The sequence below is a fragment of the Kitasatospora sp. NPDC059827 genome, from assembly GCF_042731675.1.
In the GTDB taxonomy this organism is placed as follows: domain Bacteria; phylum Actinomycetota; class Actinomycetes; order Streptomycetales; family Streptomycetaceae; genus Kitasatospora.
Window position 1 is genome coordinate 56,842 of record NZ_JBHWIV010000043.1, and the last position, 13,167, is coordinate 70,008.

Annotated in this window: 10 protein-coding genes; 2 read left to right on the top strand and 8 right to left on the bottom strand. The window is 71.1% G+C overall.

The genetic code is table 11. The annotated features are described in order from the left end of the window. Window positions 1–136 precede the first annotated feature (136 nt). From ACFV8H_RS25170 to ACFV8H_RS25185, 4 genes are all read right to left on the bottom strand, one after another. The gene (locus tag ACFV8H_RS25170; RefSeq protein WP_380403871.1) at window positions 137–940 is read right to left on the bottom strand and encodes an amino acid ABC transporter ATP-binding protein; all 804 of its coding nucleotides are present in this window, start codon (window positions 938–940) and stop codon (window positions 137–139) included. Beyond that, window positions 937–1,911, bottom strand: a complete 975-nt coding sequence (locus ACFV8H_RS25175; RefSeq protein ID WP_375896618.1) for an amino acid ABC transporter permease — start codon at window positions 1,909–1,911, stop codon at window positions 937–939. Before ACFV8H_RS25175 ends, ACFV8H_RS25170 begins: the two co-directional genes overlap by 4 nt. 37 nt (window positions 1,912–1,948) lie before the next feature. Next, on the bottom strand, window positions 1,949–2,878 hold the full coding sequence (locus ACFV8H_RS25180) for an ABC transporter substrate-binding protein (RefSeq protein ID WP_375896615.1): 930 nt from the start codon (window positions 2,876–2,878) through the stop codon (window positions 1,949–1,951). Between the two features lie 463 nt (window positions 2,879–3,341). Beyond that, complete coding sequence (locus tag ACFV8H_RS25185; RefSeq protein ID WP_380403875.1) at window positions 3,342–4,268, bottom strand: ABC transporter substrate-binding protein; 927 nt, start codon at window positions 4,266–4,268, stop codon at window positions 3,342–3,344. 583 nt (window positions 4,269–4,851) lie between these two features. On the opposite strand from ACFV8H_RS25185, the gene ACFV8H_RS25190 reads away from it, so the two are divergent. Together ACFV8H_RS25190 and ACFV8H_RS25195 are read left to right on the top strand one after the other, a co-directional pair. Next, a complete protein-coding gene (locus ACFV8H_RS25190) occupies window positions 4,852–6,045 on the top strand; it encodes an NADP-dependent malic enzyme (RefSeq protein WP_380403878.1) in 1,194 nt (397 codons plus the stop codon). 191 nt (window positions 6,046–6,236) lie between these two features. Then, complete coding sequence (locus tag ACFV8H_RS25195; protein ID WP_380403881.1) at window positions 6,237–7,199, top strand: zinc-binding dehydrogenase; 963 nt, start codon at window positions 6,237–6,239, stop codon at window positions 7,197–7,199. A gap of 57 nt (window positions 7,200–7,256) precedes the next feature. Here the strand turns inward: ACFV8H_RS25195 and ACFV8H_RS25200 are convergent, their stop codons facing one another. The 4 genes from ACFV8H_RS25200 to ACFV8H_RS25215 form a co-directional block, all read right to left on the bottom strand. After that, window positions 7,257–8,339 carry a PadR family transcriptional regulator gene (locus ACFV8H_RS25200; RefSeq protein WP_380403884.1) on the bottom strand — a complete coding sequence of 361 codons (1,083 nt, stop codon included), beginning with the start codon at window positions 8,337–8,339 and terminating at the stop codon, window positions 7,257–7,259. A 1-nt stretch (window position 8,340) separates the two neighbouring features. Beyond that, window positions 8,341–9,264, bottom strand: coding sequence for a DUF4097 domain-containing protein (locus tag ACFV8H_RS25205; protein WP_380403887.1), 924 nt, complete (start codon window positions 9,262–9,264; stop codon window positions 8,341–8,343). 196 nt (window positions 9,265–9,460) lie between these two features. Further along, window positions 9,461–9,643, bottom strand: coding sequence for a DUF6104 family protein (locus ACFV8H_RS25210; RefSeq protein WP_375896601.1), 183 nt, complete (start codon window positions 9,641–9,643; stop codon window positions 9,461–9,463). Window positions 9,644–9,703: 60 nt separating this feature from the next. Further along, the coding region (locus ACFV8H_RS25215; protein ID WP_380403890.1) for a multifunctional oxoglutarate decarboxylase/oxoglutarate dehydrogenase thiamine pyrophosphate-binding subunit/dihydrolipoyllysine-residue succinyltransferase subunit at window positions 9,704–13,167 on the bottom strand (3,464 nt) is incomplete at its 5' end.

Consider the following 13,167-nt stretch of genomic DNA (forward strand, 5'->3'; position numbering starts at 1 on the left):
CGGCGTTCCTCCTCGGGGTGCCGTCCGGGGCCCGGTGGGTCCGGGCCCGGGGGGGGGCGCTCCCCCCAAACCCCCCGGGGGGCAAACCGGCCGGCCCGCGGCCGCACGGCGTCGGCCGGCCCCCGACCGTACGGGCTCAGAGGACCTTGGAGAGGAAGGCCCTGGTGCGCTCGTGCTGGGGGTTGGTGAGCACCTCGCGGGGGTTGCCGGACTCGACCACCACACCGCCGTCCATGAACACCAGGGCGTCGCCGACCTCGCGGGCGAAGCCCATCTCGTGGGTCACGACCACCATCGTCATGCCCTCCTCGGCCAGGCCGCGCATGACGTCCAGGACGTCGCCGACCAGCTCCGGGTCGAGCGCCGAGGTGGGCTCGTCGAAGAGCATCAGCTTGGGCTTCATGGCCAGCGCGCGGGCGATCGCCACGCGCTGCTGCTGGCCGCCGGACAGCTGCGAGGGGTAGTTCTTCGCCTTGTCGGCGAGGCCGACCCGCTCCAGCAGGGCCATCGCGCGCTCCCGGGCCTCGGCCCTGCTCTCGCGCTTGACCTGGACCGGCGCCTCGATGACGTTCTCCATCGCGGTCATGTGCGGGAACAGGTTGAAGCGCTGGAAGACCATGCCGATGTCGCGCCGCTTGACGGCGACCTCGCGGTCCTTGAGCTCGTGGAGCTTGTCGCCCTTCTGCCGGTAGCCGACCAGTTCGCCGTCCACCCAGAGGCGGCCGCCGTTGATCTTCTCCAGGTGGTTGATGCACCGCAGGAAGGTCGACTTGCCGGAGCCGGACGGGCCGATGAGGCAGAACACCTCGCCCTGCTTGACCTCCAGGTCGATGCCCTTGAGCACCTCGACCATTCCGTAGGACTTGTGCACGTTCTCGGCCCGGACCATCGGCTCACCGGTGGACGCGGGGTCGGTGGGGGTCTTGCTCAGATCGGTCATACGTGACCACCTCCCTCGAGCCCCGGGACGACGTCGGCGGTGGTCTTCGGGGCGGGCTTCCCGGCGAACAGGCCCCGCAGTCGCTGCAGCGGGGTGGGCGGGAGGGTGCGGTTGGAACCTCGGGCGTAGTGGCGCTCGATGTAGTACTGGCCGATGGTCAGCACCGAGGTGAAGAACAGGTACCAGAGGCTGACCACGATCAGCAGCGGGATGTTCTGGTAGTTCCGGGAGTAGATGACCTGGCCGGCCCGGAAGATCTCCTCCAGGGAGATCACGGAGACCAGCGAGGTGGTCTTGAGCATCGAGATGGTCTCGTTGCCGGTCGGCGGGATGATCACCCGCATGGCCTGCGGCAGGACGATCCGCCGCATGGTCTGGAACCGGCTCATCCCGAGCGCGTGGGCGGCCTCGGTCTGGCCCTCGTCGACCGACTGGATGCCGCCGCGGACGATCTCCGCCATGTAGGCGGCCTCGTTGAGGCCGAGGCCGAGCAGGGCGGCGACGAAGGTCGGGATCAGGACGTTGGTCTCGCCGGACCAGAACTCCGGTCCCCACGGTACGCCGATCGACAGCTTGGCCCAGATCAGGCCGAGGAAGTTCCAGAACACCAGCTGCACCAGGACCGGGGTGCCGCGGAAGATCCAGATGTAGACCCAGGCGGTGCCGGCCAGCAGCGGGTTCGGGGAGAGCCGCATCACCGCGAGGATGACGCCGCCGACCACACCCATGAGCATGGAGAGGGCGGTCAGCTCCAGTGTCACGAGCAGCCCGTGCATGATGCTGTCGTGGAACAGGTACTGCCCGACGATGTCCCACTTGAAAGCGGGGTTGGTGAAGAGGGCGCTCAGCAGCATCGCCGCGAGCAGGGCGATGACGACGGCACCCGCCCAGCGTCCGGGGTGGCGGACCGGGACGGCCTTGATGGTCTCAGGCCGTCCCTTCGGCGCCGTCCCCTTGTCCAGAGAGTTCACGGTGTGGCCTCGGGGGAGAGATGAAGCGTACGAGGGGTCAGCTGGTGGCGCCGTTGACGACGGACTTGTCGAGGGCACCGGCCTCGACGCCCCACTTGGTGAGGATCTGCTTGTAGGTGCCGTCGTCGATCAGCGACTGGACGGCGCCCTGGATCGCCGGGGTGAGCTTGGAGCCCTTGGCGAGGGCGACGCCGTAGGGGGCCACGCCGTAGGTGTCGCCGAGCTTCTCCAGCTGCCCGCCGGACTGCTTGATCGCGTAGTCGACGACCTGGGAGTCGGCCATCATCGCGTCGTCGCGGCCGGAGACCACGGCGTTGGTGACGTCCGTCTGGAGGTCGAACTTGTCGCCCTCGTTCTGGATGCCCGGCTTGCCGGCCTTGGCGCAGTCCGGGTTGCGGGTGTCCTTGATCTCGTCGGCCTGGGTGGTGCCGGTCTGGACGGCGACCTTCTTGCCGCAGAGGTCCTTCGGGTCGACCTTGCCCGGGTTGCCCTTCTTGACCGCGATGGCGCTGCCCGAGTTGAAGTAGGTCACCATGTCGACGACCTGCTCGCGCTCCTTGTTGTCCGTGAAGGACGACATGCCGAGCTGGAACTTGTTCGACTGGATGCCGGGGATGATCGCGGTGAAGCCGGAGTCCTGGACCTCGGCCTTGAGGCCGAGCTTGGCGGCGATCGCGTTGGCGAGGTCGACGTCCATGCCGATGACCTTGCCGCTGTCGTCCTTGAACTCGTCCGGCGCGTACGAGGCGTCCGCGCCGACCAGGAGCTTCCCGGCCGACTTGACGTCGGCGGGGACGAGGGCGGCCAGCTTGTCGTCGGCCTTGACCGTGTTCACGGTCGCGGAGGCGTTGGGGGCGCCACTGCCGTCGCTGCTCTTGCTGCTGCTACAGCCGGTCAGTGCCAGGGACACGGACACGGCAGCCACGCCGGCCGCGAAGAGGCGGGTGCGCTGGGTACGGACGGTCATGAGGGGGATCTCCTCCTGGGGAGAGAAATCGGGCGGAGCGCGCCGCGGGAGCGGCGCACCGGGGCAGCTGGCCGTACGGAGCCGTACGGGTGGTCACTCGCTGTACGTCGTCGTACGTGCGTTGCCGGGTGGTGCAGTTGCCTGGGCGCAGGTGGCCGCCCAGGGTGGTGCGGGTACTGCTTCCGCCACCCTCCGCCGAGGTGGACGTCGACCTGAACCGCCTCGACCGGTGGTCGGCTCGATCCGAGATGGGGGGAATCCTGCCATCTGATGACGGTCAGGTGGCCCTCATCCAGATCAAAATCGGATAACGAGGGCTCGTGCTGTCCGCTATTCGGACGGATCGCGTGCCCCTGTCACCCTGCGTATAAGTATGCAGATCCGGCTGTGCTGTTCCCGGACGCCCCGCCGCTGCCCCGCGGCCCCGCCCGTTCCCCGCTCCCGCCCCGCCGCCCCGGGCGGGTCAGATGCCCCCGTTGACCACCGCGTTCTGCGCCGCGCCCGCGCTCACGTTCCACTTGGCGAGGATCTTGTCGTACTCGCCGCTGCGGATCAGCTGGTCCACCGCCTTGGCCACGGTGTCGCGCAGCTCGGTGTCCGCCTTGCGGACCGCGATGCCGTACGGGTTGGAGGTCGACTGGGCCCCGGTCACCTCGAAGCGGCCCCCGCCGTCCGTGGTCTTCGCCGCGTAGGCGGCCACCGGGAAGTCGTTCAGCCCGGCCGCGGCGGTGCCGGCGGCGACCTCGGCCAGCGCCTTGGCGTCGGTGTCGAAGCGGTGCACGGTCAACTGCTTGCCGGCGCGCGAGCAGACGGCGACCTGCCGGGTGGCGATCTCGTCCTGGGTGGTGCCCTGCTGGAAGGCGATCGTCCGGCCGCACAGGTCGTCCAGGGTCCGGATCCCCTTGGGGTTGCCCTTCGGGACGACGATCGAGGTCCCGGCGATGAAGTAGTCGACGAAGTCGACGCCCGGGTTGACCTGCTTGCCGTCGGCGTCCAGGCCCTCGCGGCGCGCACGGACGTCGCTGAGCGCGGACATCGCCACGTCGAACTGCTTGCCCTGGAGGTTCGGTATCAGCTTGTCGAAGGGGGTGTCCACGAACTCGACCCGCACGTCGAGGATCCGGCCGAGGGCCGTGGCGAGCTCCGGGTCGAGGCCGGCCGGCTTGCCGTCCGAGCCGCGGAACTCCACCGGCGCGTAGTTGACGTCCATGCCGATGCGCAGCACCCCGGCGGAGCGCTGCGCCTTCGGCAGCTTGCTGCGGACGTCCTTGACCGGGTCGCTCGCGGCGGCCTGCCCGTCACCGCCGCAACCGGTGAGCAGCAGGGCGCCGGCGGCGGCCAGGGCGGCCGCGGCGAAGGCCGGGCGACGGGCGGGAGGGCGGAGAGGCATGAGGGTGCTCCTGAGGGCGGAACCGGGGTCGCCGCGGTGTCGCGCGGGTGTACGCGGAACGGCGGACAAGCGATCCTGCCATCCCGCCCTGCCGGGCCCGGCAGCGGGTGTGTCAGAATTCGGTACCGGGTGACCCCCGAACGCTCGAACCAGACCGACGAGCCCCGACAGGCTCGGGGTGCCCAGGACCGGAAGTCATCACGTGGCTCCGTATCCGGGGCACCGATCCCCTGCGGATCTGCGTTCACACTTGCGGGTGCGCGTGCCTCAGCGCCGTTGCCGCCGCCGGAGCCCGGCACTTCCGACACCGGGCCCCAGCCGACGCGACAGCACGGCGATGAACTGCGCGTGACGAGGACGAAAAGGCATAGGTGCGATGCCTCCGTCCGACCTACGCTCGGCCCGGTAGCACAAGCGGACAACACAAGACCCCATAAAAACCCTCATCCGAGGGCGCCACCCGACGGCAGCGCCCCCGCCCCGACCCCGGGTCCGCTCAGGCGTACCCGGTTTCCGGCTGACGGCCGGGGCGCCCAGTCCGTCGGCCGCGCACCTCGCCGGAAACAATGACGAAGAGGTCATCGTGGCAGCGGAGATCATCAGCAGCACCCAGGACACCGTCGATCCGGTCGACGCCGTTTTCGCGCTCCACCGCGGCGGCAAGATGGAGATCCGGGCGACCGTGCCGGTGCGCGACGCGGACGACCTGTCCCTCGCCTACACCCCCGGTGTCGCCCGGGTCTGCACGGCCATCGCCGAGCAGCCGGAGCTGGTCAACGACTACACCTGGAAGTCCAACACCGTCGCGGTGGTCACCGACGGCACCGCCGTGCTGGGCCTGGGCGACATCGGCCCGGAGGCCTCGCTGCCCGTGATGGAGGGCAAGGCCATCCTGTTCAAGCAGTTCGGCGGGGTGGACGCGGTGCCGATCGCGCTCGCCTGCACCGAGGTGGACGAGATCGTCGAGACGGTGGTCCGGCTGGCCCCGTCCTTCGGCGGCGTCAACCTGGAGGACATCTCCGCCCCCCGCTGCTTCGAGATCGAGCGCCGACTCCAGGACGCCCTGGACATCCCGGTCTTCCACGACGACCAGCACGGCACCGCGATCGTCACCACCGCCGCCCTGTGGAACGCCGCCAAGGTGACCGGCCGGGAGATCGGCTCGCTGCGGGCCGTGATCTCCGGCGCCGGCGCGGCCGGCATCGCCATCGCCAAGATGCTGCTGGCGGCGGGCATCGGCGACGTCTCCGTCTGCGACCGCAAGGGCGTGGTGTACCGGGGCCGCGAGGACCTGACCGACGTCAAGGCCGAGATCGCCGAGCTGACCAACCGTTCGGAGCTCAAGGGCTCGCTGGCCGACGCGCTGGCCGGCGCCGACGTGTTCATCGGCGTCTCCGGCGGCACCGTGCCGGAGGAGGTCGTGGCGACCATGGCCGAGGGCGCGTTCATCTTCGCGATGGCCAACCCCAACCCGGAGATCCACCCCGAGGTGGCGCACAAGTACGCGGCGGTCGTCGCCACCGGGCGCAGCGACTTCCCGAACCAGATCAACAACGTGCTGGCCTTCCCGGGCATCTTCGCGGGCGCCCTCCAGGTGCGGGCCTCCCGGATCACCGAGGGCATGAAGCTGGCCGCCGCCAAGGCGCTGGCCGCCGTGGTGGCCGACGAGCTGACCCCGCAGAAGGTCATCCCCTCGCCGTTCGACGAGCGGGTCGCCCCGGCCGTCACCAAGGCCGTGGCCGAGGCCGCCCGCGCCGAGGGTGTGGCCCGGATCTGACGCGGTGCCGGGGGAGCGCGCCGGCCACGACGGCCGCTCCCCCCGCCCTGCCCCCCGAGCCGAAGGGGAGCGCCGACCGTCGGCACCGGGTCGGAGCGCCCCGGAGGCGAGCGGGGGAGTCACAGCGCCGGGACACGCGTCACACCCACGTGTGGTTCCCGGCCCCGGCCGTCCCGGCTAGTGTCCGGGGCATGTTTGCTGCCTATGCCGCCCGTATCGACGCCGACGACCCGCTCAGCGGGCTGGAGTTGGGCGAACTCCCCGAGCCGCAGGCCCGTCCCGGGTGGAGCGTGGTCACGGTCCGGGCCGCCAGTCTCAACCACCACGACCTGTGGTCGCTGCGCGGAGTCGGCCTGCCCGCCGAGAAGCTGCCGATGATCCTCGGCTGCGACGCCGCGGGCGTCGACGAGGACGGCAACGAGGTGGTCGTCCACTCGGTGATCGGCCAGTCCGGTCACGGGGTGGGCCCGAAGGAGCCCCGGTCCATCCTGACCGAGCGTTACCAGGGCACCTTCGCCCAGCGGGTGGCCGTGCCCACCTGGAACCTGCTGCCCAAGCCGGCCGAGCTGAGCTTCGAGGAGGCCGCCTGCCTGCCCACGGCCTGGCTGACGGCGTACCGGATGCTGTTCACCAACGCCGGGGTCAAGCCCGGTGACACGGTGCTGGTGCAGGGCGCCGGCGGCGGGGTGGCGACCGCGCTGATCGTGCTCGGCAAGGCGGCCGGCCTGCGGGTGTGGGTCACCGGCCGGGACGAGGCCAAGCGCGAGCGGGCGGTCGGGCTCGGCGCGGACGCGGCCTTCGAGAGCGGTGCCCGGCTGCCCGCCCGGGTGGACGCGGTGATGGAGACGGTCGGCGCCGCGACCTGGTCGCACTCGGTGAAGTCGCTGCGCCCGGGCGGCACCATCGTCATCTCGGGTGCCACCTCCGGCCCCAGCCCGAAGGCCGCCGAGCTGAACCGGATCTTCTTCCTGGAGCTCAAGGTGGTCGGTTCGACCATGGGCACCAAGGAGGAGCTGGCCGGGCTGCTGTCCCTGTGCGCCAACACCGGGGTCCGTCCGGTGATCGACTCGGTGCTGCCGCTGGCCGAGGCCCGGGACGGGTTCGCCCGGCTCGCCAAGGGTGACGTCTTCGGCAAGATCGTGCTCAACCCCTGACGCGCGGCGGCCCGGCACCCCCGACCAGGGGGCGCCGGGCCCGCGCGGGCGGCCGGGTCAGCCGAGCAGCCGCTTCAACCGTTCGCCGGCGGCGCCCAGCACCGAGCGGGCCTCGGCCAGCGCGTCGGCGCTCACCCCGCCGTCCCGGGCCGCGTCGCGGACCTGGTCGCGGAAGCGGTCGAGCAGCCGCTCCAGTTCGCGGGCGGGGTCGCCGTCCGGATCGGTGCGCGCCCACGGCGGCAGGTCGGCGGTGGCGGTCGGTCCGTCCTGGCTCCTGCCCGAGTCCTGGTCCGAGCCCTTGTCCAGGTCGATCCGGGTGACGGTGACCCGCTCGGACGACTCGGCGCCCTCGGCCGTCCCGGCGCCCTCGCCGGTCGGGTGGCCCCAGCGGGCCGCGTCGGCCAGCCCCGCCAGGCCCTTGGTCAGCTCGGACAGGCCCTCGGCCAGCCCGGTCGGCCAGTCGCCCTTGGCGGCGTGCTCGCGCACCTGCTGCTCGACCCGGCGCTTGATCCGCAGCGCCTCCTGCTGGGCGGCGGTGCGGGAGGCCTTGGCCTGCTCGCGCAGCCGGCGGGCCTCCTCCTCGGCGGCCTTCGCCTTGGCCTTGGCGGCCCGCTCCTGCTCCCGGGCGCGCCTGGCCTGCTCCTTGGCCTGCCGCTTGAACTGGGCGAACTCCTCCTTGGCGCGCTGCCAGGAGTCGTTGTCGCCCCAGGGCCCGGCCCACGGGTCGCCGCCGGTCTCGGTGCGGTCCGGCCGGGGGGCCTGCTTGGCGGCCTGCCAGAGCTCCTCGCGCAGGTCCTTGGCGCTGTCCCGGACGTCCTCCCGGATCGCCCCGGCGAGCTGCGCCACCGAGTCGTGGATCTCCAGTTCCAGCTCGTCCAACTCGACCTGCCGGGCTTCGAGTTCGGCGCGCCCGGCGTCGGTCAGCTGGTAGACCTTGCGGCCGCCCTCGGTGCTGTGGCTGACCAGGCCCTCCTGCTCCAGCTTCGCCAGCCGCGGGTAGACCGTGCCGGCGGACGGCGCGTACAGGCCCTGGAAGCGCTCCTCCAGCAGGCGGATCACCTCGTAGCCGTGCCGCGGGGCTTCGTCCAGCAGCTTGAGCAGGTAGAGCCGGAGCCGGCCGTGGCCGAAGACGGGGCTCATCTCAGGCCTCCTTGGTGAGGTCGGGGCCGGTGGGCGCGTCGGAGGCGGGGCCGGCCGGGAGCTCCCGGACCACCACGGGGGCGTCGTCCTCCGACTCGGGGCGGCGCAGGACGGTGACGGCGCCGGAGACGGTGGTGACGTTGAGGCTGCCGCGGCCCTCGCCGATCTGGCCGGTGATCTTCTTGGCGCCCCAGGTGCTGCTCATCTTGAGCTCGTCGAAGGTGCTGGAGACGTCGCCGCTGGTGGAGCCGGCCTCGACGGTGGCGTCGGCCAGCGAGGGGATCCGGACCACGACCGGGCCGCTGACCGTGTTGACCTTGACGTCGGTCTCGCCGGCCACGTCGAGGTCCAGGGTGACGGCCCCGGTGACGGTGTTGGCCTGGATCCGGTCGGCGGTGCCGGCGATCACGGTGAGCTGCCCGGAGACGGTGTTGACCTTGAGCTGGCCGCCGACCGCCTGGGCGTCCACGTCGCCGGTGACGGTGCTCGCGTCGATCCGGCCGGTGACCCCGGCCAGGGTGGTGTCGCCGCTGGCGCTCTGCACCGAGACGTGGCCGTCGATGCCGCTCACGGTGGCGTGGGCCGACACGGTGCCGACCTTGACCTCGGTGCCGGCCGGCACGGTCAGGGTGACGCCGACCGAGCGCTTGCGCTTGAAGGAGTCGAAGAAGCTGCGGACCGAGCCGACCGACTTGATCCAGGTGCCGAACTCGCCCCAGCTGTTGATGTCCTTGTAGGTGACGGTCAGGACGCCGTCGACCAGCGTCAGGTGCAGCGGGTCGCCGGTGAGGTCGGTGACCTCCAGGCGGGCCGGGCCCTCGGCCGCGACCACGTTCACCGTGCCGTCGATGACGCGCACGTGCAGCGCGCGGACGGCGTCCTCGAACGTGGTCCTGCCCGGCTCCTCGATCGTCCACTGGCTCATCTCTGCCGCCTCCCGTAGCGGATCGCGATGTATCGCGTTCTCTTCCAAAGACGATATATCGCGTGCCGGGAAAAGCAAGCGGTTCCGCCCCTGAACCCGGCCCGGACGCGCCCCGGAGCCGTCCCCTACGGGAGACGCACGAAGGGCCCGGGGGGCGGTCGCCCTCCCGGGCCCTGCTACGAGCGGCCGCCGGGGCTCACTCGTCGTCGTCCTCGTCGTCGAGCCGGGCCAGCCAGGTGGCCAGCCGCTCGACCGGGATCTCGAAGTCCGGGTTGAGGTCGACGAACTCGCGCAGGCGCTCGGCGAGCCACTCGAAGGTGACCTCCTCCTCGCCGCGCCGGCTCGCCAGCTCCTCGATGCCTCGGTCGGTGAAGTACACGGTCGGGTCCTCTCTTTCGAATCACGCCGGGCGTCGGTGGTGCTGCGGAGCCTGCGCGCGTCAGAGCGCGTAGATCTCCTCGAGCAGCGCCTGCTGCTCGGCCGCGTGCCGCTTGGCGGAGCCGACCGCCGGCGACGAGGCCGCGGTGCGGGCCACCCGGCGCAGGCGGGCGTCGCCGCCGCTGCGGCCGATGACGACCTGGAGGTGGTCGACCAGGTTCATCGCGATGAACGGCCAGGCACCCTGGTTGGCCGGCTCCTCCTGCGCCCAGACGAACTGGACGTTGTCGCCGTAGCGGGCCAGCTCCTCCTGGAGCTCGGCCACCGGCAGCGGGTAGAGCCGCTCGACCCGGACGATCGCGGTGTCGGTGACACCGCGCTCGGCGCGGGCGGCCGCCACGTCGTAGTAGAACTTGCCGGCGGTGATGACCACCTTGCGGACCTGCGCCGGGTCGACGGTGGTGTCGCCGATGACCGGGCGGAACGAGCCGGACAGGAACTCCTCGGTCGCACTCGCCGCGGCCTTGAGACGCAGCATCGACTTCGGGGTGAAGACGACCAGCGGCTTGTGGTGCGGGTTGTGCGCCTGCCAGCGCAGCAGGTGGAAGTAGTTCGACGGCAGGGTGGGCATCGCGACCGTCATGTTGTCCTGCGCGCACATCTGCAGGAAACGCTCAGGGCGGGCGGACGAGTGGTCCGGTCCCTGGCCCTCGTAGCCGTGCGGCAGCAGCAGGGTGACGCCGGAGTGCTGGCCCCACTTCTGCTCGGCGGAGGCGATGTACTCGTCCACCATGGTCTGCGCGCCGTTGACGAAGTCGCCGAACTGCGCCTCCCACATGACCAGCGAGTTCGGGCGGGTCAGCGAGTAGCCGTACTCGAAGCCCATGGCCGCGTACTCCGACAGCAGGCTGTCGTAGACGGTGTAGCGGGCCTGGTCCTCGGTGAGGTACTGCAGCGGGGTGTAGTCCTCGCCGGTCTTGCGGTCGATCAGCACGGCGTGCCGCTGGCCGAAGGTGCCGCGGCGGCTGTCCTGGCCGGCCAGGCGGACCGGGTGGCCCTCCATGAGCAGCGAGCCGATGGCGAGGGTCTCGCCCATCGCCCAGTCGATGGTGTTGTCCTCGACCGAGGCGGCGCGGCGCTGCAGCTGCGGCAGCAGGCGCGGGTGGACGGTCAGCCAGTCCGGCAGGTTGACCTGCGAGGCGGCGATCCGCTTGACCATCTCCTGGGAGATGCCGGTCTGGATGTTGACCGGGAAGTCGGCCTGCGGCTTGCCGCCGGCGGTCGGGGCCGGCGCCTGGGCGGCGTCGCGGACCTCGGCGAAGACCTTCTCCAGCTGGCCCTGGAAGTCCTGGAGCGCCTGCTCCGCCTCTTCCATGGTGATGTCGCCGCGACCGATCAGGCCCTCGGTGTACAGCTTGCGCACCGAGCGCTTCTTGTCGATCAGGTCGTACATCAGCGGCTGGGTGAACGACGGGTTGTCGGCCTCGTTGTGACCGCGGCGGCGGTAGCAGATGAGGTCGATCACGACGTCCTTGTGGAACGCCTGGCGGAACTCGAAGGCGAGCCGCGCGACGCGGACCACGGCCTCCGGGTCGTCGCCGTTCACGTGGAAGATCGGGGCCTCGATCATGCGGGCCACGTCGGTGCAGTACATCGAGGAGCGCGAGGACGCCGGGGCGGCGGTGAAGCCGACCTGGTTGTTCACCACGACGTGCACGGTGCCGCCGGTGCGGTAGCCGCGCAGCTGCGACATGTTCAGGGTCTCCGCGACGACGCCCTGGCCGGCGAAGGCCGCGTCGCCGTGGATCTGGATCGGCAGCACCGGGAAGGTGGTGCCGCCCTGGTCCAGGATGTCCTGCTTGGCGCGGGCGATGCCCTCGACGACCGGGTCCACGGCCTCCAGGTGGGAGGGGTTCGCGGCGAGCGAGACCTTGATGGTCTCGCCGTCCAGGCCGGTGAAGGTGCCCTCGGCGCCCAGGTGGTACTTGACGTCGCCGGAGCCGTGCATCGACTTCGGGTCGAGGTTGCCCTCGAACTCGCCGAAGATCTTGCCGTACGGCTTGCCGACGATGTTGGCCAGCACGTTCAGGCGGCCGCGGTGGGCCATGCCGATGACGGCCTCGTCCAGGCGGTGCTCGGCGGCGGCGTCGATGGTCGCGTCCAGCATGGCGATCAGCGACTCACCGCCCTCCAGCGAGAAGCGCTTCTGGCCGACGTACTTGGTCTGCAGGAAGGTCTCGAAGGCCTCCGCCGAGTTCAGCCGGCGCAGGATCCGCAGCTGCTCCTCGCGCTCCGGCTTCGAGTACGGCTTCTCCAGGCGCTCCTGCAGCCACTTGCGCTGCTTCGGGTCCTGGATGTGCATGTACTCGATGCCGACGGTGCGGCAGTAGGTGTTGCGCAGCAGGCCGAGGATGTCGCGGAGCTTCATCATCTTCTGGCCGCCGAAGCCGCCGACCGCGAACTCGCGCTCCAGGTCCCACAGGGTGAGGCCGTGGGTGGTGACGTCGAGGTCGGGGTGCTTGCGCTGCTTGTACTCCAGCGGGTCGGTGTCGGCCATCAGGTGACCGCGGACCCGGTAGGAGTGGATCAGCTCCATGACGCGCGCGGTCTTGTTGACCTCGTCGTCGTGGGTGGTGGCGACGTCGGTGGCCCAGCGGACCGGCTCGTACGGGATCCGCAGCGACTCGAAGATCTCGTCGTAGAAGCCGTTCTCACCGAGCAGCAGGCGGTGGATCTCGCGCAGGAACTCGCCGGACGCCGCGCCCTGGATGACGCGGTGGTCGTAGGTCGAGGTCAGCGTCATGATCTTGGAGACGCCCAGGCGGGACAGGGTCTCCGGGGCGGAGCCCTGGAACTCGGCCGGGTACTCCATGGCGCCGACGCCGACGATGGTGCCCTGGTTCTGCATCAGGCGCGGCACGGAGTGCACGGTGCCGATGCCGCCGGGGTTGGTCAGCGAGACCGTGACGCCGGTGAAGTCGTCCATGGTCAGCTTGTTGGCGCGGGCCCGGCGGACGATGTCCTCGTAGGCCTGCCAGAAGCCGAAGAAGTCGAGGGTCTCGGCCTTCTTGATGGCCGCGACGACGAGCTGGCGGTCGCCGTTCGGCTTGACCAGGTCGATCGCCAGGCCGAGGTTGACGTGCTCCGGCTTGACCAGGAAGGCCTTGCCGTCCTCCACCTTGTAGCTGTGGTTCATGCCCGGGGCGGCCTTGATGGCCTGGACCAGGGCGTAACCGATCAGGTGGGTGAAGGAGACCTTGCCACCGCGGGCGCGCTGCAGGTGGTTGTTGATGACGATGCGGTTGTCGATCAACAGCTTCGCCGGGACGGCGCGGACCGAGGTCGCGGTCGGCACCTCCAGCGAGGCGTCCATGTTGGTGGCGACGGCCTTGGCCGGGCCGCGCAGCTGGACCAGCTCGGGGCCGGCCGCGGCGGTGGCGGCGGGCGCGGCCGGAGCGGCGGCCTTGGGGGCCGGGGGGGCGGCGGGCGCGGGGGAGAGCGGGGCGGCGGCCGGTGCCGGAGCGG